This window comes from Halalkaliarchaeum desulfuricum (genome assembly GCF_002952775.1).
Lineage (GTDB): Archaea > Halobacteriota > Halobacteria > Halobacteriales > Haloferacaceae > Halalkaliarchaeum > Halalkaliarchaeum desulfuricum.
This window is the reverse complement of record NZ_CP025066.1, coordinates 416,331-438,656: the sequence shown is the minus strand read 5'-3', so window position 1 is coordinate 438,656 and position 22,326 is coordinate 416,331. Positions and strand designations below refer to the sequence as shown.

Here is a 22,326-nt window from a genome sequence, read left to right as displayed (position 1 = left end):
CCAGCAGGGATAGACGCAACCCCGAGACGTGCACGCCGCCTCATCCCTCGACATCAATGTCGGCATCCACGTCAGGCTCCACGTTCGGGTTCGGTTCCGCCGTCTCGTCTGAAAACGACTGCCGCTCGATCGCCCCCCAGGAGGTGTCGTTCCGGAGGAACTCCAGAAAACCCCTCGTGGAGACGAACGCCTTCCACTGTCGGTAGCCCACGTTCTCGATCACAGCGTTCCCCAGGAGGATCGCAATCTCGCGCGGGTCGTCGTACCGCCGGTAGCTCCACACCTCGCTGAAGACGCCGAACCACGACAGGAACACCCCGAAGCCGACGATCACAAGCAGGAAGAAAGCGAAGAACTCGAGGTTCACCATCCCCAGCGCGAACGCGACCGGCACCACAACGTAGCCGTACGTTTCGATCAGCGGCCCGATTCCCTCCGAAAGCAGGTACAGTGGCATCGCCACCGTCCCGACGACGCCGTAGTTGGGGTTGCCGATCATGTCGCGGTTCCGCGCGAACACCTCCAGCAGTCCGCGGTACCACCGTCGGCGCTGTGTGCTCAGATCCGCAAGCGTCTCCGGCACCTGGGTCCAGACCACCGGTTCCGGGACGAACTCGACCCGATACGGCCGATCGTTCTCGAGCATCTGTCGGTGGAGCCGCACCACCAGATCCAGGTCCTCGGTGACGATGTCGGTGGCGTAGCCGTCGATCTCCCGCACCGCCTCGGTTTCGAACAGGCCGAACGTCCCCGAAATGACCAGCAGGCTCCGGAGCCGGTCGAGTCCGAGCCGGCCGGAGTAAAACGCCCGGAGATACTCGATCTCCTGGAGCCCGATCAGCGACCGTTCCGAGACGTTCGCCTCGAGCACTTGCCCGCCCTCGATCTCGCAGTCGTTTGCCACCCGGACGACCCCGCCCGACGCCACGGTTTCGGATGGGTGTGCCAGGAACGGCCGCACGACGTGCCAGAGCCCGTCCCTGTCGATCAGCGAGTCGGCGTCGATCGAACAGAACAGCGGTTGCTCCGTGAGCCCGATCCCGGCGTTCAAGGCGTCGCTTTTCCCGCCGTTCTCCTTGTCGATCACCAGGAGATCGTCGACGCTCACCGAGTGATACACCCCGTGGACTTGCTCACAGGGCAGGTCCCAGGGTGCCCGGTCGTGGATCTTCTCGAGGTCGTACGCCTCCCGGAGACGATCGAGTGTGGCGTCCTCGGAGCCGTCGTTGACGACGATCACGCTTCGCTCGGGGTAGCTTTGATCCAGGAGCGACCGGACGCTGTCGACGATGGTCGCCTCCTCGTTGTACGCCGGGACGATCACTGCAATCCCCGGCAAGAACGGACTCTCGTACGTACCGTACGCGGGGTCCGACTGCCGCGTTCGGTATTCGTCGCGGAGCTGGAAGAGTGACAGCACGTGTATCAGCAAGTAGTAGCCGTTGATCACGATGTACAAAACGAGAACCACGAGCGCCGAGGAGACGAGCAGTGTCGCGAAGAGTTCACGGAGCATTGTAGATCACGATCTTAGAGTACTGTGTCCCGCCGCGGCTGCAGGGTTCCCTCGACATCGATCCACGGCTGCAATCTGGCGGCCGACTTGCGATCGAGGTCCGTCTCGAGCACCCATGCCGCCTCATCGCCGAGCCCCCGGAGCGCGGTAAGCTTCGCCCGCGGATCGGTCTCCCGCTGGGCCGCTTCCACAAGCTGGTCCACCGCGTCGCGGTCCCTCCACTCGACGAGCGTCCGATAGATCCCGATGCGGACCTTCGGGTCGGGATCCGACGCCAGTGCACCCACGTCCACCACGTTCCGGATGTTCTCGCGCCAGCCGTAGCCACCCAGCGCCCGGCACGCCTCCGCCCGAACTGGGGCACTGTCGTGGTCCAGCAGGCGCACCACTCCCTCCATCGGCGGATCGCCCGTCGTCGTCTTTGCGTGACCGACGACGAGCAGTGCCTGTACCAGCAGCTCTGTGTCCTCGATCTCTCCCCGGTCGAGGTGGTGCAACAGCGGTGCAGGGTCAGTCCGCACGAGTCGGAACAGCGAGTCGACGCCGTAGATAGACAGCTGTCCCCCTGCGAACGCGAGGTCGGTTCCGAGCCAGCGGTCGTCTTCGGTCGGCTGCACCGCGAGGAGACGGATCGCCGCCTCGCGTTCGGCCCGGCTGTCCCCGAGGGTGTCGGCGAGCCACTCGGTCTCGAGCGTCCAGTCGAACGCGAGAATCGTCGACAGTCCCCGGAGCCGCTCGTGGCGGTTGCCCGACTCGATCCCCGCCACGGCTTCCTCCCGGAGCCCGAGTAGCTCCGCCATCTCGACGAGCCGATCGCGGTCGCTTCCGGAGATCACCCCCACGAGATCGCGGATCTGGGATTCCAGGACGTCGCGCTCCGTCTCCGAGAGCGACGTTATCCACGACTCCAGGTCGGACTGTCCGTCTCTCCCGGACTCGTCGTCATCTTCTGGGCTCCTCGGGTTGTCGGCGTCGATCCGCTCGTACAACTGGGTTCTGACCGCCTGCTCGACGGCCTCGCGGCGACGATCGGCGTAGTATTCCGAGATCGACTTCCCGAGTGTCATCGTCCCTGACACGATCAAAAGCGCCAGCACGATGACCCCTGCCCAGATGACAATTTCCAGCGGGAGATGTGCGTCTAGCGCCTGTGCGGGAACGACTGGCGTCGGGGTCCCTGTCGCCGGCACCCCAGCCGCCGGCGCATCTGTCGCCGATATCAGCGTCATTGGTCGCCCTCCACTCCGGGTGTCCAGGAGCCTGGCCAGTCGTCTCCCTCACTGTCCTCTGTTTCGGCGTCTGTTTCCGGTTCGGAGCCTGTTTCCGCCGCTGATGTTGTCTTCGCCGTTGTCTCTTCCTCCGTCGCTTTTCGCGCCGTCGAGTCCCCGTCCGAGCCCGGCGCGTTCCCCCAGTAGCGATCCAGATGACTTTCGAGTCGAACGACGAGCACGCGTGGTTTGAACGGTTTCGTCACGTAGTCGACGGCTCCGAGTTCGAACGCCCGTATCTGTTCGCGTTCGCTTTTGCGCCCGCTCACCATCATCGTGAGCGGCGGGCGGTCCAGGTTCTGGATCCGGCGGAGCGTCTCGAAGCCGTCCATGTTCGGCATCGAAACGTCGAGCACGACGGCATCAAAGGCGGTCCCCTCCTCGCGGAGTTGATCTAGCGCCGACCGTCCGTCGGACACCGTCTCGACGTCGAATCCCTCGGTTTCGAGCCGATGTTCCAGCAGGTCGCGGATCGCCGTCTGGTCGTCGACCACCAGCAGTCGATAATCGCTATCTCTCTCCGGTCCGTGTTCTTTCATAGTCCCCTGCATTCCACGACGACCGTTTTTTTGGAATCGATAAGGCTATCGAGTGCTCTCAACTGGTGATAGCATTAACATTAGTCTATCGACCGAGTTTTCAAATATCATATTTGAGCACGAGAAAATTGCCGGTTCGCGGATCGGTGTCGCTCTCGGCGGACATGACGTACCGATAACCGATAGATCCCTCTCACTCACGTTGATAGCGTCCGTCGCCGACTAAATCGAAAACTCGTTTTCCATTCCTTCACGTTCCATCCCTCTTTAAGACCGTGAGGGACGACTCCCCCGTACATGAGTGACGATACCACACCGGTCGTTGCGGCGGCGTACCGAACCCCCCAGGGACGGGAGGACGGCGTGTTCGCGGAGACCAGAACGGAGGACCTGTCGGTCACGCTGATCGATCACGTGCTCGCGGAGACGGGACTGTCGGCCGACCAGATCGACGACCTGATGTGGGGGATCGCCCAGCAGCGCAAGGAACAGGACAACAACGTCGCGCGCGTGATCGCGCTCCTCTCGGAGCTCGGGGAAGGGACCCCCGCGACCACGATCAACCGATGGTGTGCCTCCTCGATGCAGGCGATCGTCAGCGCGGGCGATGCGATCGGCGCGGGCAACCGCGACTGCGTGCTCGTCGGCGGCGCCGAGAACATGACTCGGGTCCCGATGGACGGCGACTCCTACCAGCATCTCCACCCGGAGCTGTCGAACAAATACAACGTGTTCCAGCTCCAGATGGGGATGACCGCAGAGAAAGTCGCCGAGGAGTACGGCGTGAGCCGGGAGGCGCAAGACGAGTACGCGGTTCGCAGCCACCACCGCGCGGCGGAGGCGACCGAATCCGGGCGGTTCGACGACGAGATCGTCCCCGTCGAGACCGACGACGGCCTGATCGACGAGGACGAGGGGATCCGCCCGGACACCGACGTCGAGACGATTTCGGAGCTTCCGCCGGCGTTTACGGGCGACGGCACCGTCACGGCGGCCAACTCCTCGCAGATCTCCGACGGCGCGGCGTCGCTTCTGGTGACCAGCCGCGCCTTCGCCGAGGACCACGGCCTCGACGTCCTCGCCGAGATCGGCAGCAATGCCGTCGCCGGCGTCGATCCGACCGTGATGGGTATCGGTCCAGTTCCCGCCACCAGAAACCTGCTCGAGCGCGCGGGACGGGAGATCGACGACTACGACCTGGTCGAACTCAACGAAGCGTTCGCCTCCCAGTGTGAGTACTCCCGGCGCGAACTCGGGATCGACGAAGCAAAGTTCAACGTCAACGGCGGAGCGATCGCAATCGGACATCCGTTAGGCGCCTCCGGGGCGCGCCTGCCTGTGACCCTCATCCACGAGATGCTGAAACGCGACGCTGACCGGGGGCTGGCGACGCTGTGTGTGGGCTTCGGCCAGGGTGCGGCCATCGAGTTCTCGCGATAGCCGCCCTCCAGCCAGCGGTTCTCTCACGCTCTTACTTTGTTCGTCGATCGACGAAAACAGCTTTGACGAGCCGTTGAATCGGCTGTCCAACGGCAATGTTTTTCCCCCTGTCTGTGAATCTCTACGTCATGTCCGAGGAGTTACGACCGGGGCTGGAAGGCGTCCTCGTCGCGGAGTCGGAGCTGAGCTACATCGATGGCGAGGCCGGGAAACTCGTCTATCGGGGCTACGCGATCGAGGATCTCGCGCGGGAGGCGAGCTACGAAGAGGTGCTGTATCTCCTGTGGCACGGCGAATTACCTACAACCGCACAGCTCGAACGGTTCTCCGATGAGATGGCCACCCAGCGTTCCCTCGCGCCGGGGACGATGGACGTCGTTCGCGAGCTTGCCGACCAGCGGGAGGAGCCGATGGCTGCGCTCCGGACGATAACGTCGTCACTTTCGGCAGCTGACGAAGACGCGGACGAAACGGCGGTGACCGACCTCGAGGCGAACCTCCGGAAGGGCAAGCGGATCACCGCGAAGATGCCGACGGCGCTTGCGGCGTTCAAGCGGCTCCGGGACGGCGACGGGCCGGTCGACCCCGATCCGGAGATGGATCACGCCGAGAACTTCCTGTACATGCTCAACGGCGAGGTTCCCGACGCGGTGCTATCGGAGACGTTCGACATGGCACTGGTGTTGCACGCGGATCACGGCCTCAACGCCTCGACGTTCTCGGCGATGGTGACCGCCTCCACGCTCGCTGACATTCACGCCGCAGTGACATCGGCGATCGGGACGCTGTCGGGGAGCCTTCACGGTGGTGCGAACGCCAACGTGATGCGGATGTTGAAAGAGGTCGACGACTCTGCTATGAATCCGGTTGACTGGGTCGATGACGCGCTCGACCGCGGGGAGCGGGTCGCCGGGTTTGGTCACCGTGTGTACGACGTGAAGGATCCGCGGGCGAAGATCCTCGGGGGGAAAAGCGAGGAACTCGGCGAGGCGGCAGGCGACACCAGGTGGTACGAGATGAGCGTCGCGATCGAGGAGTACATGGCCGAACAGAAGGGGATCCCGCCGAACGTCGACTTCTACTCGGCGACGACGTACTACCAGATGGGGATCCCGATCGACCTGTACACCCCGATCTTCGCGATCTCACGGGTCGGCGGCTGGATCGCTCACGTGCTCGAACAGTACGAGGACAACCGACTGATCCGCCCGCGGGCACGGTACGTCGGCGAACTCGACCGGTCGTATCCGCCGCTTGCGGAACGGTAGTTTGCAGAATGGAGGTTTCCGGAACGGGAGCCTCCGAAACGCTCACCGTGAACGTTCTGGTTTTCCGACGGCCCGGTTCAGAAACGCGAGCTGGTAGGCGACGGTCTCCTCGAAGTCCCCGGCCAGGACGCTGAAGTGATCCGCCGGCGCGCGAACCACGGTCGCCCGGTCGAGGTTCTCGACGGCCGCGGTCATCCGGGCAGGCGGGAGGATCCGATCGTCTTCGGGAACGAACACGAACGCGTCGACGTCGACGTCCTCGAACCGCTCGATCGGCCGGTATCGGACGAGATCGAGCAGGCACCGCGCAGGCGTCGCGTTCTCCCACTCGGAGTGTCGATCCACCAGATCCAGGTACGCCCGCCTCGTTCCCGGCTCCGAGATCACCGCCGTCCGATCGGTGTCACCGACGATCGGCACCCGTCGTGCTCGGCGTGATTCCCTCTCGTCGGCGCCGTTTCCCCCGGGGATCCGTCGAACCAGCCGATCGCGGAGTCCGCCGAGCGCGTCACGCGCGCCGAGCGCCGTCGCGCGGGCGAGGTATTTAATCGACCGCGTCCGGAGGAAGATCCGCCCGTCGGTGAACGGTGCGATCGTCACGGCTGCCCGGACGTCGCTGCGGTCGGCGGCGGTAACCAGCGCGTGTCCACCCGAAAGCGAGTGGCCCCAGACGGCGATCCTGCCGGCGTCCAGTTCGTCGATCCTGCGGACGCGATCGATCGCGGCGTCGTAGTCGGCGAGTTGTTTCGACGTGGACACCAGCCGTCTGGGGCGACCGTCGCTTTCCCCGTGGTGGCGGTAATCGAACAGGAACGCGGCATAGCCCGCCTCCGCGAACCGCTCGGCGACGGCGGGATAACCGAACGACCGTTCGGCACCCAGCCCCGGCGCCATGACGACGACCGGCGCCGTGTCGGTGCGGTCGGGGAGGTACAGCGACCCTCGGGCCCGGGTTCCGTCGCTGTCGAACCCGACCTGCCGGACCGCGTACCGCTCCCTGGCCGGACGGCGAAGCGATCGCTGGCTCCGATTGATCGGTCGTCGCCTGGTCACGGCTCTCCTCCGTCTGTTGTGTCGTTTGCGTCGTTTTCGTCGTTTGCCTCGCGTTCCTCCCGGTTCGTTCCCGACGACTCGGGGTAGGTGATCGTCTCGACGACCAGCGCCGAAAACTCGACTTCGGAGAGCTCCCCGCTCGCGACGTCTTCGATCCACTCGGGGTTGGCGTGCCAGTACGCCAGCACGTCGTCGGCCGAGCGCACGACCGTCGCGTCGATCCGGGTGGGCTCCCATCGTTCGTTCTCGTACAGGTCGATGAAGGTGGTGCAGACCCGACCGACTTCGCCGCGGTCGACTTCCGTTCCCGGGAACGCCGTCATGTACGTGAGATCGACGGGCTCGCCCGCGTCGATGGATTCGACGTGTATCCCGTTGCTCCGGAGTTCCGCTTCGATCCCCTGAATGTCGGTCATACTACACACACCGTCCGGCCGCGGTAAATCCCTACCGGCGGTGCGCCCAGGAACCACTACTGCTTTGTCGCACGGACTACAGGATCCGGTATGGATCCTCGCGGTCACCGGACACCGGAGCCGGAGCCCGAGTCGCTGCCCCGCTGGCTCGCGCCGTTGCCCGACCGGCTCGAGGCGTTCGCGCTTCGGTGGGTGTGGGTCATCGTCGGGATCAACCTCCTGGGCACCGCCTTCGGGTTCTGGTACTACCGCGTTCAGCTTTCCAACACCCCGATCGCCGGGTGGCCGTTCGTCCCGGACAGCCCGCTCGCGACGCTTTTCATCGCGCTGGCGCTCGCGCTGTGGGCGCTCGATCGGCGCAACGAGTACCTCAACGCGCTGGCGTTTTACGGCAACATCAAACTCGGACTGTGGACCCCGTGGGTGCTTGCAGTCTTTGCCGACCAGTTCCTCCAGATCAATCCGATCCCGATGTACGCGTTCCTGTTCGTGAGCCATCTCGGGATGGTCGCGCAGGCGTTTCTGCTCCACCGGATCTCCGAGTTCCCGACGGAGGCGGTCGGGGTCGCGCTGGCGTGGTACACCGTGGATCTCACGTTCGACTTCTTCTATCCTGTCTTCGGTGGCTTTACCCATACCTGGTTCCCCGCAGCTCCCAACGATCCGTATCTCGGGACGACCGCGTTCCTCGCGGCCGCCTGGGCGGCGGTGATCCTCACCGTCTTGCCGACGTTCTTTGCGCTCGCGACGCGGGCGAAGAAACTCGAGGTCCGGATGGACGACGGCGGTTCCGACATCCCACGTCTGTGAGAGCAACGGGCGGTCGTCGGTTGACGGGCACGCAATCCTTTTGCCCCCCGCTCCGGAAGCCATCCCATGGCCGAGGACCCAACGACGGGGTCGGATCCGGAAGCGGACGAGACTGATCAGGATCCAGCTGAACGGGAGCCGGTGCCCGACTCCGAACCGGAACTGAAACCGGACTCGGAATCGGAACCTGAGCCGGGAGCAGATACGGTGGAAGCGTCGAACGACGATGTCGGGACGGAGACCGCTGGGGACGCCCCAGACGAGGGCGATGACGGGAACACGGCGATCCCGGTCGACGTCCGTCGCTACGAGCGCTTCAAGAAGATGGACGGGGCCCAGTACGAGCGGGTCAACCAGTTCCTCCGGGACCGGACGTACGTCACCGCCCGCGAGTGGGCGATCGCCCGACTGTGTGCCGACTTCAGGACCGAAACCGGTGTCGAGATGACCAAAATCGGCGAGAACCTTCCCGAGCTGGTGCCGTTCATGACCGACACCTACAGCCCGCAGGCGGTCAACCAGGCGCGGTCCTCCTTCGAAGACAAGGTGACGAAGGCGGGGGCAACGTTCCTCTACGGTGCGATGTCTGGCTTTTTCACCGCCGAGGAACTCGACGACCTGATGTACGAGGTGACCGAGGTCGCGAAGTTCCTCCTGGAAGTCGAGGGGGTCGACCTCGCAGTCGAGGACGAACTCGACACCGAGGAGCGCATCTCGGAGGTGATGCGGGAAGTCCGGCAGTCGAGTGCCGAACTCCGTGCGAGCGAAGTCGAGTGTCCGAACTGCGGACACGTCCACGAACCGCAGGAGTGAGTCGGCGCCATGGGTGACAGCGTTCTGATCCCGGGCGCACGCGATGTCCGGGCGTCGCTGGATCGCGCCGAAACCGCGGGGGCGGACGGAGCCGACGCAGTCGTCGTCGCCTGCCCGCCACACCCTCAGATGGGCGGGACGCGTCGGGACAGCCGGCTGATGGCGGTCAGCGACGCGCTCGTCGAACGGGGGATCGACTGTCTCCGGATCGATTACGGCGAGTGGGACGAGGGGTACGGCGAGTCAACGGACGTCGACAACGCGATCGGCTGGGCGCGGGAGCGGTACGACCGCGTCGGACTGTTCGGGTTCTCCTTTGGGGGAACCGTCGCACTGGTGACTGCTGCCGCCTGGCCCGACCTGATGGGCGTGGCGTCGCTGGCGCCGGCCGCCCGGGTCAACGCCGACGTCGACGCTGAGGGGACGCTGGAATCTATCTCGGCCCCGGTCCTGATCGTCTACGGGACGCGGGACTCGGTCGCCGATTGGGAACCGGTCGTCGACCGGGCAAAAGAACTGTCCGGCGGGGACGTCGATCGGGTGATCGAACTCGCCGAGTTCGAAGCGGATCACCTGTTCGTCGGCCGGTACGGCCGGGCGGCAGAGCGGATCGGGGAGTTCTTCGGGACGCGGCTGGCCGGATAGCGGGACGTGAGACTCGAATTTCGGTTCCCGGAGAATCATCGAAGCCCTTATTTTAACGAAAGCTAAAATGTCTCTGTAGCGATTAACTCGAGATGGCGTCAGATACCCCGGAAAATACGTTCCCTGGGATCCGTAGCCACTCTCGACGCTCAAACAACAGTTCAAATATAGATATGATCGACGTAACCATTTTCGAGGAAGCGATGTGTTGTCCGACGGGAGTCTGTGGTCCCGATCCCGACGAGGAACTCGTTCGAATCACGAGAACGGTCGACAGGCTCGAAGAGGAGTACGACGAACTCGACGTGACCAGGGCAAGCCTGGCACACGATGTCGGCGTGTTCCTCGAGAACGAGCGGATCTACGACACCGTTCAGGAGAAAGGACCGGAAGTCCTTCCGGTCATCACCGTCGACGACGAGATCGTCGCGGAGGGTGCGTATCTCACGTACGACGAGTTCGACGACGAGATCTCACGGCGGCTCACTCGAACGGCCTAATATGACGGAAAACGCACCACGAGAAACACCACGAGAGCTTGTCGAACCAGCCGGCGACGCGACCGAGTTCGTGTTCTTCAGCGGTAAAGGGGGCGTCGGCAAGAGTACAGTGAGCTGTGCGACCGCACAGTGGCTCGCCGAGGAGGGCTATGACACCCTGCTCGTTACGACGGATCCCGCTCCGAACCTCGGTGACATCTTCGACCAGTCGATCGGCCACTCGGTGACGGGGATCCACGGCGTCGAGAACCTCGAGGCCATCGAGATCGATCCCGATCGGGCCGCCGAGGAGTACCGCCAGCGGACCCTCGAACCGTTGCGAGAGTTGCTGGACGAAAAACAGCTCCAGACCGTCGAAGAACAACTCGACAGCCCCTGTGTCGAGGAGATCGCCGCCTTCGACAAGTTCGTCGAGTTCATGGACGATCCCGACCACGACGTGATCGTCTTCGATACGGCCCCCACGGGGCACACCATCCGCCTCATGGAACTCCCGAGTGGGTGGAACGAGGAACTCGAGGACGGTGGCGCGACCTGTGTCGGGCCGGCGGATTCGCTGGTCGACCAGAAAGAAACCTACGAGAACGCCATCGAAACGCTGGAGGGCGACCGGAGTTCGTTCGTCTTCGTCGGCAAGCCCGAGGAGTCCGCGATCAACGAGATCGAGCGCAGCGCCGGCGAACTGGCGGCGCTGGGAATCGACACGGACCTGGTCGTCGTCAACGGCTATCTCCCCGAGGAGGTCTGTGAGGACCCCTTCTTCGAGAGCAAGCGAGCAGACGAACAGGCGGTCCTCGAATACGTCGAGCGCGAGTTCGCGGACGAACCCGTCGTGACGTACCCGCTCCGACCCGGCGAGATCACGGGCTCGGAGCTACTCTCGGACGTTGCCGCAGCCCTGTATGAGGGGTTCGAGCCGACGATCGACGTCGAATCGACTCCGTCGGGCGGCGACGCCGTCGGAACCCTCGATGCGACGACCGACACCGACGCCGTCATGGAGCAGCTTCGACCACACGAGGACACCCGATACCTGTTTTTCACCGGCAAGGGTGGCGTCGGAAAGAGCACGACCGCGGCGACGGCGGCAACCTCACTCGCGCAACGGGGCTACGAGACGTTGATCGTGACGACCGACCCGGCAGCCCACCTCAAGGACGTATTCGGAACCGAGGTGGAGCACGAACCGACGGCGGTCGGTCTCGACGGGCTGCATGCCGCCCGGATCGACCAGGAGAAGGCCCTCGAAGAGTACAAAGCGCGGACGCTCGAACAGGTCGAACAGTCCTTCGAGGGCGGGGACCTCGAAGCGGCCCAACAGCAGGTCTTAGAGGAGTTGGAGTCGCCGTGTGCCGAAGAGATGGCCGCACTGGAGAAGTTCGTCGACTACTTCGAGGTCGAGGGGTACGACGTGGTCGTCTTCGACACCGCGCCGACGGGCCACACGCTTCGGTTGCTGGAACTGCCTTCCGACTGGAAGGGCTTTATGGATCTCGGTTCGCTCACGAAGGAGGCCTCCGAATCGGGACAGCGCTACGATCGGGTCATCGAGACGATGCGCGATCCCGAGCGGAGTTCGTTCGTCTTCGTGATGTATCCCGAGTACACGCCGATGATGGAGGCCTATCGGGCCGCGGAGGACCTCCGCGATCAGGTGGGGATCGAGACTTCGCTGGTGGCGGTCAACTACCTGCTCCCCGAGGAGTACGGCGATAACGCCTTCTTCGAGAGCCGCCGCCGGCAACAGCGGGAGTATCTCGACCGGATCGACGACCGCTTCGAGGTACCGATGCTGCTCGTCCCGTTGCGAAAGGACGAACCGACCGGCCTGGACGACCTCCAGTCGTTCGGGGCCGAGATACTCGGTGAACCAACCGCAGAGAAACCACAGCCGGAACTCCAATGAGCGAACAACCCATGAGCGAACAACAATCGACTCACGACGAGGTCAACGCGCGATTGCACGAGTTCGTGGAGGCGATCAGGGATTCGAAACAGTATCGGCGATTCGTCGACGCGCGAGAACGTCTCGACGACGACGAGGGGGCACAGCAACTGCTCCGACGGTTCCAGCAGAAACAGATGCAACTGCAACGCGGCGGCCACGATCCCGAAGTGATGGCCGAACTTCGGGACATCCAACAGGAAATGAACGACGACGAAACGATCAGCGAGTACATGCAAGCCGAAGAGGAACTGATCGCACTGCTCGACCGGACCAACGACGTGATCAGCGACCGGATCGGCGAGGAGTTCGCCCGGTCGATGGGAGGTGGGTGCTGTTGACTACCGCCGAATCCGACGTGCTCGAGGCCGCCGAGGCGTTCGGTGACGCCCTCGCTGCCGAACAGGAGGACCTCGACCGCAAGCGGTTCTTCGGCCTCGTGATGCGCTGTAACCAGGCAATCGAACAGGAGATCGGGATCGACTACGGGGCGGTGTGTGGCGACGACAGTTGTTGCTGATCGAGTCGCGCGGGGGTGTCCACTGAACGCGCTATCGGGAGCACGCAAATGAATCGAAACCAGATCCACAGAACGGACCGGCGGCGTGAGCGCCTCCTCGACTCGACAGCGGAGCTGTTGTCCTTCGACACCCAGAATCCGCCGGGGGACACGCGGTCGGTCCTGGAGTGGGTGCGCGAACGCGTCTCGCAGTTCGACGTCGAAACCGAATGGATCGCGCCCGATCCTTCCAGGCCGAACCTCGTCGCGACGTTATCCGGAAGATCCGACCGGACACTGCTGTACGAGGGGCACCTCGACACGGTGCCGTTCGACCGCGAGGCGTGGTCTCTCGATCCCCTCGGGGAGATCCGTGACGGCCGCGTCTACGGCCGCGGGGCGACCGACATGAAGGGGACCGTCGCGGTGATGCTCGAAACGCTGCGGGCGTTTGCGACGGCGGCGGAACCGCCGCCGGTCACGTTGCAGTTCGCATTCGTCAGCGACGAGGAGACCGGCGGGACCCACGGCATCGACGCCGTCCTCGAGGCCGACGCGATCGGCGCCGACGGGGCCGTCGTGGGAGAGACGACCTGCGTCGACGACCGCTACTCGATCGCCGTCGCCGACAAGGGCCGGATCTGGCTCACCCTCGAGGCGACCGGCCGTGCCGCCCACGGCTCCCGGCCGATGAACGGCGAGAACGCGATCGATTACCTCTACTCGGTGATCGATTCCTGTCGGGAGTCGATTACGTCACGTCGACTGGAGTACGATCCGGCGATCGAACGGATCCTTGAGGAGTCTCGGGCGTACTACGGATCCTGTCCATGCGGGGCGGGGACACACCTCGAGGAGCTCTTCGAACACCCCACGTTCAACCTCGGGCGTCTGGTCGGGGGCAACACCGTCAACAGCGTCCCACAGACTGCGACCGCCGAACTCGACGTTCGGGTAACGCCGGGGGCGTCAACCGAGGCTGTCCTGGATCAGATCCGGTCGTGTATCGACGCCCGGGAGAGCGTCTCGATCCGGGACGTTTCCTGGGCCGAGGGAACCTACGTCGAGCCGTCGGCTCCGATCGTCGAGGCCGTCACTGCGGCGGCCGAGGACGTCCTCCCGGACCGGCCGCTTGCCCGCTGTGCGACCGGCGGCGGCGACGCGAAGAAGCTTCGCGGCGCGGGCGTTCCGGCCGTCGAGTCTGCCGTCGGTAGCGGAACCGCCCACGAGGTCGACGAGTACGTTTCCGTCGAGGCACTCGAACGAACGGCCGCGTGGTATCTGGAGCTACCGCCGTTGTTTGCCACACGCTCTTTTGACGAATGATTTTAAATAAATTTTAAGCTGGAATGCTTATCTCCCGGACCATTCAAATATAAATTGAAATGGTGAGTAACCGGTCCGGAGATCTCCCCGAGAAATTCGCCGAGTGGATGGGTCTCGACCGACGAACCATCGAGTGGCATCCGACGATCGATTCGGACTCCTGTGGGGGGTGTGGCCTCTGTGTAATCAATTGCGGCCGGAACGTTCTCGGATACGACGACGAGCAGGAGGTGGCTACTGTCGAAAACCCGTACCGGTGCAAGGTCGGATGCACGACGTGTGGGACGTACTGTCCGACCGGGGCGATCGAGTTCCCGGACGAGGAGTACGTCGGGGAACTGATTCGCGAACACGGGTTGCTCGCCCGGGCCCGCGAGCAACTCGAAGACGAGTTCGGAGCGAGGTCGGCAGGGGATTGAGTCGGGTCCGCGATAGGCGCGGACAATCGTTTTAAAATAATTAAAAACCAAAAAACACATATCCTACCTTCGTTCTAAGATTAATTGAAATGGTTCCGGAGATCGAACTCCTCGTTGAGATATTGCGGGCAGGAATCGACGAGACGTTGTCGTACCTTACGCTACACGTCCTCACGTGTCTCGTGCCGGCGTTTTTTATCGCCGGCGGGATCTCGGCGGTCCTCTCCGACCATTTCATCACGAAGTACCTGAGCGCGGAGGCCCCGAAGTTGCAGGCCTACTCCATCGCGTCGGTTTCGGGCGTCGCACTCGCGGTGTGTAGCTGTACGATCCTGCCCATGTTCGCCGGCCTGTACAAGAAGGGCGCGGGGATCGGCCCTGCAACCGCCTTCCTGTTTTCGGGGCCGGCGATCAATGTGCTGGCGGTCGTGTTTACTGCTCGCGTCCTCGGACTGCCCCTCGGCGGTGCGCGAGCGTTTTTCGCGGTCGTGATGGCCGCTGCAATCGGACTGACGATGGCGCTGGTCTTCGTGAGCGATGACGACGAGGATCGCCCCGAGAACCAGACCGTCGCCACCGACGGGGGGTACGCCGCCGAGTCCCAGCGCCCGAAATGGGTGACTGCCGGCTTCTTCGGCACGCAGGTCGCGATCCTGCTGATCGCGGCGACTGGGCTGCTCACCTGGGCGATCAAGGCTCCGATCCTCGCACCGTTGTTCGCGATGCTGGGGTATCTACTGTACTCGGAGTTTTCCCGCGACGAGATCGACGACTGGCTCCAGGAGACGTGGTTTTTCACCCGGACGATCTTTCCGCTGTTGATCGTCGGGACGTTTATCATCGGGATCATCGGTGGGATCGCCGCGGTGGCCCAGGGGATGGCTCCCCTCGAGACTGTCACGACCAACGGCGGCGAGACCTTCGCCGCCCATCAGGTCGCGCCCGGGCTGTTGACCCAGGAACTCTTCGGCGAAACGACGGTCCTGTCGGCAGGGGTGGCGTCGGTCATCGGCGCGGTGCTGTACATGCCGACGTTGCTCGAGGTTCCGATCGTCGGCTCGCTGTTCGGCTACACGAACGGCCTGATGGCTGACGGTCCCGCGCTGGCGCTGCTGCTTGCGGGCCCCTCGCTGTCGTTGCCGAACATGATCGTCATCTGGAAGACGATCGGCACCAAACAGACTGCCCTCTATATCGCCCTCGTCGCGGTCGCCTCGACGGTCGCGGCCCTCATGTGGGGCCTGCTGCTGTAACGATTCGACAGCTGTCCAACACGAACACGACACGGAAATACGATCCAACCCAACCATGAAAATCGAAGTCATCGGACCTGGCTGTCCCAGGTGCAAGAAGACAGAACAGCACGTGATCCTGGCACTCGATCGGCTCGACGACGATGTCGACGCGGACGTCGAGAAAATCGACAAACAGATGGAGATCATTGATCGCGGCGTGATGCACACCCCCGCCGTCGCCGTCGACGAGGAGATCGAGATCGAGGGTGAGATTCCCGAGGTCGAGGAACTCGTCGAACTCTTCCGGGCGACATAGGTGCGTTCCTGTCGGCACCGGCCGGATGCACACACTAATTTGTGGGTGGCCCGTATCCGCACACGGAAACGCATGTCCTCACAATCGAACGACTTCCGGGTTTCCTCGGAGACGATGGCCGAGATGGAGGCGATCGTCTCGACGTGTGACGTCGAGACGGCTCACCGCATCTTCAAGGCCCTCGCTGACGATCGCCGAATCCTCATCTTGCGATTGCTCGAGGAATCGGAGCTTTGCGTCTGTGACCTCGTCGAACTGTTCGACATCGAGTACTCGAAACTCTCCTATCACCTCAAACAACTCAAGGAGGCGGGACTCGTCACGGCCGACCGGGAGGGTAACTACGTGACGTACCGACCGACCGAGTGCGGCGAGGATGTCGTCGATATCGTCCATCGTCTCTGTTGACGGAGGTCGTCAAGACCTGACCCTCTCGAGATCTCTTGTTTTATTCCCGCCCAGTCGAGGCTCCGATATATTGACCCGAACGGCCAGTCGGAAAATACGATACGGATCGTGTTCGTCTGCGTCCAGAACGCCGGTCGACCACAGATGGCCTACGCGTGCGGGAAACGTTAAGGTAACGCGTCGGGGGCGCAGCCGCGAGATCGCACTCGTTACGTCATCACGATGGGCTGTTCGGCAGAGGACGTCTATCCTGCCGGGTAGGCCGGGGAGAACCGGGACTGGGACCTGGAGGATCCCGCCGGGGAATCGCCGACGAAGGTCACCGAAATCCGGGACGAGATCGAACGGCGAGTACGTTCCCTCTTCGACGAAATCGAGTCAGCTCGATAGTACCTGAACCGAAAAAATAGCCCCACGCTACTGCATCCCAGGTTCCCAGCGAAGTGGTTCGGCCACCGATTTGTTATCGCGAAATGTAGTTTATTAAGCGCGCGAGGCACCGACGTCGGCTCGTACGAGATGGGCAGAACTACCGTTCCTGAGGCCCGATTTCGACAAACAGCCTACGTCGACTGCCGTTGCTCTACAAGCGCGAAAAAAGCTAGAACGGCGCCTGCGGACCTTCGTCTTCCTCGCCGGCGTCGTCGCCCTCCTCGCCCGGGAACGATGGGCTCATTCCGCCCATGCCGCCGCCACCGCCGCCGTTGAGGCCGGTGTCCGCGTGAACTTCCTCGATTTCGGGAATCTCCTTGACCATCCGGGACTTGATCGCCTGGATCGTCATCGGGGAGATGCCACACCCCGAGCAGGCGCCGCCCAGTTGGACGTGGACTTCGCCGGTTTCGGTGTCGAGGTGGCTGATCGCGGCACTTCCGCCGTGCATCTGAATCTGCGGGAAGTTCCGGCGCAGGAAGTTGGTGATCTCCTCGCGAAGCTCGCTTTCCGCATCCGCCGAGTCGGTGCTCATACGCCGGAGTTAGCGATGTATGGGCTAAAGGCTTTGGTTGGTCTCCGGGTCAGTCGGTTCGCTCGACCCCGAATACCCTGTGCAGTTCTCCTTCGATCTCATCGACGTACCGATCGAGAACGGGTTCGACCCGATCCTCCTCGACGATCACGCCCACCCCTTCGATCCGGTCGTGGGGATTCTTCGGGAGTTCCACGACGAATTCACCCTCCCGGTAGAACGGCTCCGATTCGTTGAGTACGGCCTGATCGATCGCGTGGATCAGTTCGGAGTCGTACTCGTCGTTCATTGTCTCGAAAGCACTCTTGTACGCGCGCTGGAGTTCGGGGAAGTAGTTCGCGTACTTGTCCTCGAACTGCTCGGGATCGAAGTCGGCCATGCATCACGGTTCCGCCCGACGGGAATAACGGTTACGCGACCGAGCAGGGGGGATAAATCCTATATCGCGATATAAAATTTCCACTCCCGAATCATAACTATTGGGCATATTATTGGTTTCTATAGAATAAATTGACGTCAGTACCCCAAATCGGGGAGTAGAGCAACTCTCCTCAGATTTCTCGGTTGTTTTCTACGTGTTCGACGAGGTCCTGCGGGGGCTCGGTCCACGCTTCGCCCTGGTCCTGTGGCTCGTAGCCCAGCACGTCTTTCGCGTGCGTGATGTCGTACCAGCCGCGTTCGTTTTCGCTCGTCGCAAAGAAGATCCCGAACTCCAGTTCGTCGTCTGCCAAACACAACTCGACCAGTTGCACCCAGTCACGCTGCGAGAGCCACGTCCCCTGTAGCCGCTTGACCTGTGTTTCGTACTCGTGGCTTCCGCGCTCCCAGTCGCCGCGTTCGACGCCCTTCTCTGCGTCGCCGTACGGGTTGTCGTATGGCGGTTCCCGGATGCTCGCGATCCGGATGGCGTAGAACTGTTCGGGGTACTCACGACATTCGATGAAATACCGGCCCCAGTCTTCGCCGAAGGCTTTCGAGGCGCCGTAGTAGGAGTCGGGACGCTCGGGATCCTCATGGGTAACCGTCAGATCGAAGTCCAGTTCGTACAGTTCGGGTGCGTGTTCTTCTTCGTACATCCCGGCAGCGTGAATCGAGGAGGCGAAGACGAACTGGCTCACACCGGCGTCCGCCGCTGCCTCGAGCACGTTATGAGTGCCGTGGAGGTTGCTGTCCCTGATCTGCTCCCACGTCCCGTCGGTCGTCGGATACGCAGCCAGATGGATGACCGCGTCTTGCCCGTCGAAGGCCGGTCGAATCGCGTCGTAATCGTTCACGTCGGCGACGTGGGTGTCGTAGTCGGGATGATCGTCGCGGTCGAGGTACGTCAACTCGTAGTCTCCTCGATCTCCGAGATACCGTTTCAGCCCGTCGCCAACCTGACCGTGGGCCCCAGTAATCAGGACTTGCATGTCTACTCAATTAGCCCGAAATTGGTATGAAGTATACGGAACTCAAAAAGCGGACGCTGAAACGTAATTCTTTTAAATAATATCTGAAGCGCCGATCGTAGTTAGTGAGTGCTACGGGTAGGTTACCCGAGCGTAATTGACTTCGTGTCGCTGGTCTCGTTCCCGTCGGTGTCGGTGACGGTGAGCGTCACCTCGGCCTCGCCGTGGCCGTCACGTTCGCGGAGTTCGTGTGTGCCCGAAGCTGCGTCGCCGCTGACGGACGAGGTCTCGCTGTCGATGCCGTCTTTCAGCACTGACGTGACTTCATCGAGGTTCCCGTCGTCGTCCGAGACGGCCCAGTCGACTTCGACGCGGGCCCACCGGGGGTTGCTCGTGTCCGTCAGGTCGAACTGGTCGATCACGGGAGCCGTCGATTCCTCGTCATCATCCTCTTCTTCGTCGGTCGTAAACGCCAGTACGTCGCCCTCGTCGCTGTCCTCTGCAGTCTCCGCGACCGCGCGGAACTCGTACTCGGTGCCGGAATCGAGTCCGTCCACCGTCGCATCGAACTTCTCGGTTCCGGAGACGGTGCCGGCGTCGACTGTGTTCGAAAGATCGCCGCCGCTTTCGTCGTACTCGAAGCCGACGTCGGCCTCGTCGGCGTTCTCCAGTTCCGTCACCTCGCCGTTCAAGGTGGCTGACGTCTCGCCGACGTCTGTCGCCTCGTCAGTGACGACTGAGACGTTCTCCTCTTCTTCCTTGTCGTCATCGTCGTCATCATCGTCGCTTTCGGCGTCCACGGCATCGGCAACGTTCAGTCGACCGGCACCCTGCTCGTTTTCGTCGAGGCCGATGTCGTCGGCCGCTTCCTTCAGTTGCTCACGGACCTCCTCGCGGTCGGTCGTCCCGTCGGCGATCACCGTCGCGGCCGCGCCGGAGACGTGCGGCGCGGACATCGACGTGCCGGAGAACTCATCGTAGTCGTCCCTGGGAATGGTCGAAAGCGTGTCCACGCCCGGCGCGGCGAGTTCGACTTCGGGGCCCGTCGAAGAGAAGTCGGCGAGTTCGTCGTCCTCGTCGGTTGCCGACACCGCGATTACCTCCGGGTGTCGCGCCGGGAATCCGACGCAGTCGGTACACTCCCCGTCGTTACCAGCGGAAGCGACCAGCACGACGCCCTTGTCGGCGGCGTCTTCGATCGCGTCGGAGACAACTTCCGAATCGGAATCCGCCCCGAGACTCATGTTCTGTACGTCGTGCCCCTGGTCGGCCGACCACTCGATTCCCGCAGCGATGTCATCAAAGGTTCCACCGCCGTCACACTCCAGTACCTTCACCGCGTGGAGGGTCGCGTCCGGAGCCACGCCGAGCACGCCGACACCGTTGTCGGCCGCGGCGGCCGTCCCGGCGACGTGGCTGCCGTGGTCGTTGTCGTCGTCCCACTCCTCGAGACATTCGTCGATGTTGTTGCCGCCGAACGGACCACCCTGACAATCGGTGGTACATTCGGCGTCGTCGGTCGCCCACCCCTCGCCGAGGTTCTCCTCGAGCGTCTCGTGCTGGGCGTCGATCCCGGTGTCGAGGATCGCGACCGACACCCCCTCGCCCGTGTTGCCGTCGTCGATCGCGACGTCGGCATCCGTGATCTCGATCCCATATGGCGTCGTCTGGTCGTGAGCATACATCTCGCCGTTCTCCTCGACGTACCGGACGTTCCGATCCGCCGCCAACCCGTCGACGGCCTCCTCCGGGACTGTCATCGTCAGCGCGTTGAAGGAGAACTCCCGTTTGACCGACACCGCCACTTCCAGCGCTGCTCGTCGCCCCCGATTGTTTGCAAATCCGACGTTCACCTCGACGTGATCGTCGGCCGCCGCTGTTCCTGCGAGGCCCGCCGCCCCCACGGCTCCGCCCGTGTATCTCAGCACCTCTCGCCTTGATATGCCCTCTCGTGACATGCGGTAGCTTATCCTGTCACTCTGCCTTCTTAATGTTATCTTCCGAAATGTGAGAGAAAATTTTCCCGTACTCGAACCTGTATGCGTGCTGTGCGTCTGACGCAAGAACTATTGTTACAACGCCGCGTGTGTATCCTATGGGCATCATGAGCAAGATCCTCGGAGCGGGTGGAAGCCACAGCACCGAGGACTACGTCGAACTCGATATCGACGACGCGGAAGCAGCAGTCACCGAAAGCAACATGTCGGTCCACATCGCCGAGATCAGCGATCAAAGCGATGTCATCCCGATCAAGGACGCCGTGTACGACGGCGACTTCGTCATTGCGGACATCACCCGCCACTCGACGAGCGATCGGACGATCGAACACATCGTCGACGAACTCCGGCAGGTCGCCCGCGAGGTCGACGGCGACATCGTCCAGAAAGGCGACGACCAGCTGGTTTTGACGCCGACGGGCGTCAGGATCTCCCGCGAGAAACTGTAGCTCGGCGGTAGACGTCCGTTCCCGGCTACTCCTCGAACTCCGTCAGTTCGGGCTCCGCCGCTTCAGGCTCGGTCGGGTCCTCGTCAGCGTTGGCCCGACCGGCTGCCGTCTCCGCTCCCGTACCCCCTCTCGTCTCCAGATACACGGTCCGGTATTGCCACAGCTTCCGCAACAGGATTCCGCCGAAGAAGCCCTGATAGAGCACTACGAAGAGGGCAAACGCCGCGAGGAACGGGAGGCCGGTCCCAGCCATGATCGTCGCGGTGCCGAACCCGGCGGTCGCGTTGTACGTCGCGTGGATGACCGCCGCGATCAACAGCCCCTTGATGATGATCGGCCCCCTGTTTTCCGGGTTGAACTTCGCGAGCCCGAGGTAGTAGCCGGCATACGCCGAGTAGATCACGTGTCCCGGCCCCGCAAGCGCACGGATCCCGGCGATGCCGTCTCCGGCACCCACGAGTGCGATGCCGAGCGTCAGGTCGGCGATTTCGACGTTCCGGGCGATATACAGCGAGTTTTCGATCGTGGCGAACCCCAACCCCGCGACTGCGCCGTACACCGCGCCGTCGATGACGGCGTCGAACCGCTTGTCGGTGTACGCGTACAGCCGAACCGCGAGCAGTTTGACGGTCTCTTCGACCGGGCCGACCACGAGATAGAAAAACAGGAGGAGTCCGAGCCCGCCGAGCGGCGCGAACAGCCCCTGGGCGAGCCCGTTGACGACGGCGGCGAACGTCGCGGTCAACACCGCAAGCAGGAACGTCGCAACCAAAAGCGAGAGCGGTTCGCTGGTGGTCACGTCCGAGTACCAGACGTAGCCGGTCAGCCCCAGCGCCGGGATCGCCGACAGAAGGGTCAGAAACGCGATCGGCGGCTCCGAGAGCACCCCGATCGCACCGATAGAAACCAGGATCAGCGCCGCAAGCAGGACGACCGCGAGTTTCGCCCCCCGGACGAACAGCCAGTGGAGCGCCACCGCCAGCCCGTCGAGAGAGGTCCGTTCTTCCCAGGTGGCGACGTCGTACAGGTCCCGATCGTCGTCGTCGACCGCAGCCTGGATCGGGTCTTCCCGGGAACTCATCGTTCCCAAAAGGGACGCCGTCGGTTAA

Annotated in this window: 25 protein-coding genes; 15 read left to right on the top strand and 10 right to left on the bottom strand. The window is 63.2% G+C overall.

Features of this window, described 5'->3' with window-relative positions; all coding sequences use genetic code 11:
* Positions 1 to 40 precede the first annotated feature (40 nt).
* Genes AArcSl_RS02185 through AArcSl_RS02175 form a run of 3 tightly spaced genes read right to left on the bottom strand, consistent with a single transcriptional unit; the run spans position 41 to position 3,323 of the window.
* On the bottom strand, positions 41 to 1,516 hold the full coding sequence (locus AArcSl_RS02185) for a glycosyltransferase family 2 protein (protein WP_119814362.1): 1,476 nt from the start codon (positions 1,514 to 1,516) through the stop codon (positions 41 to 43).
* A 14-nt stretch (positions 1,517 to 1,530) separates the two neighbouring features.
* The gene (locus tag AArcSl_RS02180; RefSeq protein WP_119814359.1) at positions 1,531 to 2,745 is read right to left on the bottom strand and encodes a HEAT repeat domain-containing protein; all 1,215 of its coding nucleotides are present in this window, start codon (positions 2,743 to 2,745) and stop codon (positions 1,531 to 1,533) included.
* Entirely contained in the window at positions 2,742 to 3,323 is a 582-nt protein-coding gene (locus AArcSl_RS02175) for a response regulator transcription factor (protein WP_161945902.1), read from the bottom strand. The genes AArcSl_RS02180 and AArcSl_RS02175 overlap by 4 nt, the downstream gene beginning before the upstream one ends.
* A gap of 297 nt (positions 3,324 to 3,620) precedes the next feature.
* On the opposite strand from AArcSl_RS02175, the gene AArcSl_RS02170 reads away from it, so the two are divergent.
* A complete protein-coding gene (locus AArcSl_RS02170) occupies positions 3,621 to 4,763 on the top strand; it encodes a thiolase family protein (protein ID WP_119814354.1) in 1,143 nt (380 codons plus the stop codon).
* 128 nt (positions 4,764 to 4,891) lie between these two features.
* The gene (gene citZ / locus AArcSl_RS02165; protein ID WP_119814351.1) at positions 4,892 to 6,031 is read left to right on the top strand and encodes a citrate synthase; all 1,140 of its coding nucleotides are present in this window, start codon (positions 4,892 to 4,894) and stop codon (positions 6,029 to 6,031) included.
* A gap of 42 nt (positions 6,032 to 6,073) precedes the next feature.
* Here the strand turns inward: citZ and AArcSl_RS02160 are convergent, their stop codons facing one another.
* Both AArcSl_RS02160 and AArcSl_RS02155 read right to left on the bottom strand, forming a co-directional pair.
* Complete coding sequence (locus tag AArcSl_RS02160; protein WP_119814348.1) at positions 6,074 to 7,084, bottom strand: alpha/beta hydrolase; 1,011 nt, start codon at positions 7,082 to 7,084, stop codon at positions 6,074 to 6,076.
* Positions 7,081 to 7,500, bottom strand: coding sequence for a hypothetical protein (locus AArcSl_RS02155; RefSeq protein ID WP_193588493.1), 420 nt, complete (start codon positions 7,498 to 7,500; stop codon positions 7,081 to 7,083). Before AArcSl_RS02155 ends, AArcSl_RS02160 begins: the two co-directional genes overlap by 4 nt.
* A 90-nt stretch (positions 7,501 to 7,590) precedes the next feature.
* Between AArcSl_RS02155 and AArcSl_RS02150 the strand changes: the two genes are divergently transcribed.
* From AArcSl_RS02150 to AArcSl_RS02095, 12 genes are all read left to right on the top strand, one after another.
* Positions 7,591 to 8,310, top strand: coding sequence for a DUF1405 domain-containing protein (locus AArcSl_RS02150; RefSeq protein WP_119814344.1), 720 nt, complete (start codon positions 7,591 to 7,593; stop codon positions 8,308 to 8,310).
* A 66-nt stretch (positions 8,311 to 8,376) separates the two neighbouring features.
* A complete protein-coding gene (locus AArcSl_RS02145) occupies positions 8,377 to 9,123 on the top strand; it encodes a DUF5806 family protein (RefSeq protein WP_119814342.1) in 747 nt (248 codons plus the stop codon).
* A gap of 9 nt (positions 9,124 to 9,132) precedes the next feature.
* Positions 9,133 to 9,768 carry an alpha/beta hydrolase gene (locus tag AArcSl_RS02140; protein WP_119814339.1) on the top strand — a complete coding sequence of 212 codons (636 nt, stop codon included), beginning with the start codon at positions 9,133 to 9,135 and terminating at the stop codon, positions 9,766 to 9,768.
* A gap of 173 nt (positions 9,769 to 9,941) precedes the next feature.
* Positions 9,942 to 10,268 carry an arsenite efflux transporter metallochaperone ArsD gene (gene arsD / locus AArcSl_RS02135; protein WP_119814336.1) on the top strand — a complete coding sequence of 109 codons (327 nt, stop codon included), beginning with the start codon at positions 9,942 to 9,944 and terminating at the stop codon, positions 10,266 to 10,268.
* Position 10,269: 1 nt separating this feature from the next.
* Positions 10,270 to 12,174 carry an arsenical pump-driving ATPase gene (gene arsA / locus AArcSl_RS02130; protein ID WP_119814333.1) on the top strand — a complete coding sequence of 635 codons (1,905 nt, stop codon included), beginning with the start codon at positions 10,270 to 10,272 and terminating at the stop codon, positions 12,172 to 12,174.
* An 11-nt stretch (positions 12,175 to 12,185) separates the two neighbouring features.
* On the top strand, positions 12,186 to 12,554 hold the full coding sequence (hcsL, locus tag AArcSl_RS02125) for a halo-CC-star protein HcsL (protein ID WP_119814331.1): 369 nt from the start codon (positions 12,186 to 12,188) through the stop codon (positions 12,552 to 12,554).
* Positions 12,551 to 12,733 carry a halo-CC-star protein HcsS gene (gene hcsS / locus AArcSl_RS02120; protein WP_193588492.1) on the top strand — a complete coding sequence of 61 codons (183 nt, stop codon included), beginning with the start codon at positions 12,551 to 12,553 and terminating at the stop codon, positions 12,731 to 12,733. The genes hcsL and hcsS overlap by 4 nt, the downstream gene beginning before the upstream one ends.
* Positions 12,734 to 12,781: 48 nt before the next feature.
* Complete coding sequence (locus AArcSl_RS02115; RefSeq protein WP_119814325.1) at positions 12,782 to 14,038, top strand: M20 family metallopeptidase; 1,257 nt, start codon at positions 12,782 to 12,784, stop codon at positions 14,036 to 14,038.
* Positions 14,039 to 14,097: 59 nt separating this feature from the next.
* Entirely contained in the window at positions 14,098 to 14,457 is a 360-nt protein-coding gene (locus AArcSl_RS02110; RefSeq protein ID WP_119814322.1) for a 4Fe-4S dicluster domain-containing protein, read from the top strand.
* A gap of 89 nt (positions 14,458 to 14,546) precedes the next feature.
* The gene (locus AArcSl_RS02105; protein ID WP_119814319.1) at positions 14,547 to 15,710 is read left to right on the top strand and encodes a permease; all 1,164 of its coding nucleotides are present in this window, start codon (positions 14,547 to 14,549) and stop codon (positions 15,708 to 15,710) included.
* A gap of 55 nt (positions 15,711 to 15,765) precedes the next feature.
* Complete coding sequence (locus AArcSl_RS02100) at positions 15,766 to 16,008, top strand: MTH895/ArsE family thioredoxin-like protein (RefSeq protein WP_119814316.1); 243 nt, start codon at positions 15,766 to 15,768, stop codon at positions 16,006 to 16,008.
* Positions 16,009 to 16,080: 72 nt separating this feature from the next.
* A complete protein-coding gene (locus AArcSl_RS02095) occupies positions 16,081 to 16,416 on the top strand; it encodes an ArsR/SmtB family transcription factor (RefSeq protein ID WP_119814313.1) in 336 nt (111 codons plus the stop codon).
* A 601-nt stretch (positions 16,417 to 17,017) separates the two neighbouring features.
* On the opposite strand, the gene AArcSl_RS02085 is transcribed toward AArcSl_RS02095, so the two are convergent.
* The 4 genes from AArcSl_RS02085 to AArcSl_RS02070 form a co-directional block, all read right to left on the bottom strand.
* Entirely contained in the window at positions 17,018 to 17,383 is a 366-nt protein-coding gene (locus AArcSl_RS02085; protein ID WP_119814310.1) for a NifU family protein, read from the bottom strand.
* A gap of 49 nt (positions 17,384 to 17,432) precedes the next feature.
* Complete coding sequence (locus AArcSl_RS02080) at positions 17,433 to 17,762, bottom strand: DUF5783 family protein (RefSeq protein ID WP_119814306.1); 330 nt, start codon at positions 17,760 to 17,762, stop codon at positions 17,433 to 17,435.
* Positions 17,763 to 17,934: 172 nt separating this feature from the next.
* On the bottom strand, positions 17,935 to 18,792 hold the full coding sequence (locus AArcSl_RS02075) for an NAD-dependent epimerase/dehydratase family protein (protein WP_119814303.1): 858 nt from the start codon (positions 18,790 to 18,792) through the stop codon (positions 17,935 to 17,937).
* 122 nt (positions 18,793 to 18,914) lie between these two features.
* Positions 18,915 to 20,729 (bottom strand): S8 family serine peptidase, encoded by a 1,815-nt coding sequence (locus AArcSl_RS02070; RefSeq protein WP_119814300.1) that lies wholly within the window; start codon positions 20,727 to 20,729, stop codon positions 18,915 to 18,917.
* 137 nt (positions 20,730 to 20,866) lie between these two features.
* On the opposite strand from AArcSl_RS02070, the gene AArcSl_RS02065 reads away from it, so the two are divergent.
* Positions 20,867 to 21,217 carry a cell division protein SepF gene (locus tag AArcSl_RS02065; protein ID WP_119814297.1) on the top strand — a complete coding sequence of 117 codons (351 nt, stop codon included), beginning with the start codon at positions 20,867 to 20,869 and terminating at the stop codon, positions 21,215 to 21,217.
* Positions 21,218 to 21,242: 25 nt separating this feature from the next.
* Here AArcSl_RS02065 and AArcSl_RS02060 read toward each other — a convergent pair whose 3' ends face one another.
* Positions 21,243 to 22,298, bottom strand: a complete 1,056-nt coding sequence (locus AArcSl_RS02060; protein WP_119814294.1) for a PrsW family intramembrane metalloprotease — start codon at positions 22,296 to 22,298, stop codon at positions 21,243 to 21,245.
* Between the last annotated feature and the right edge of the window lie 28 nt (positions 22,299 to 22,326).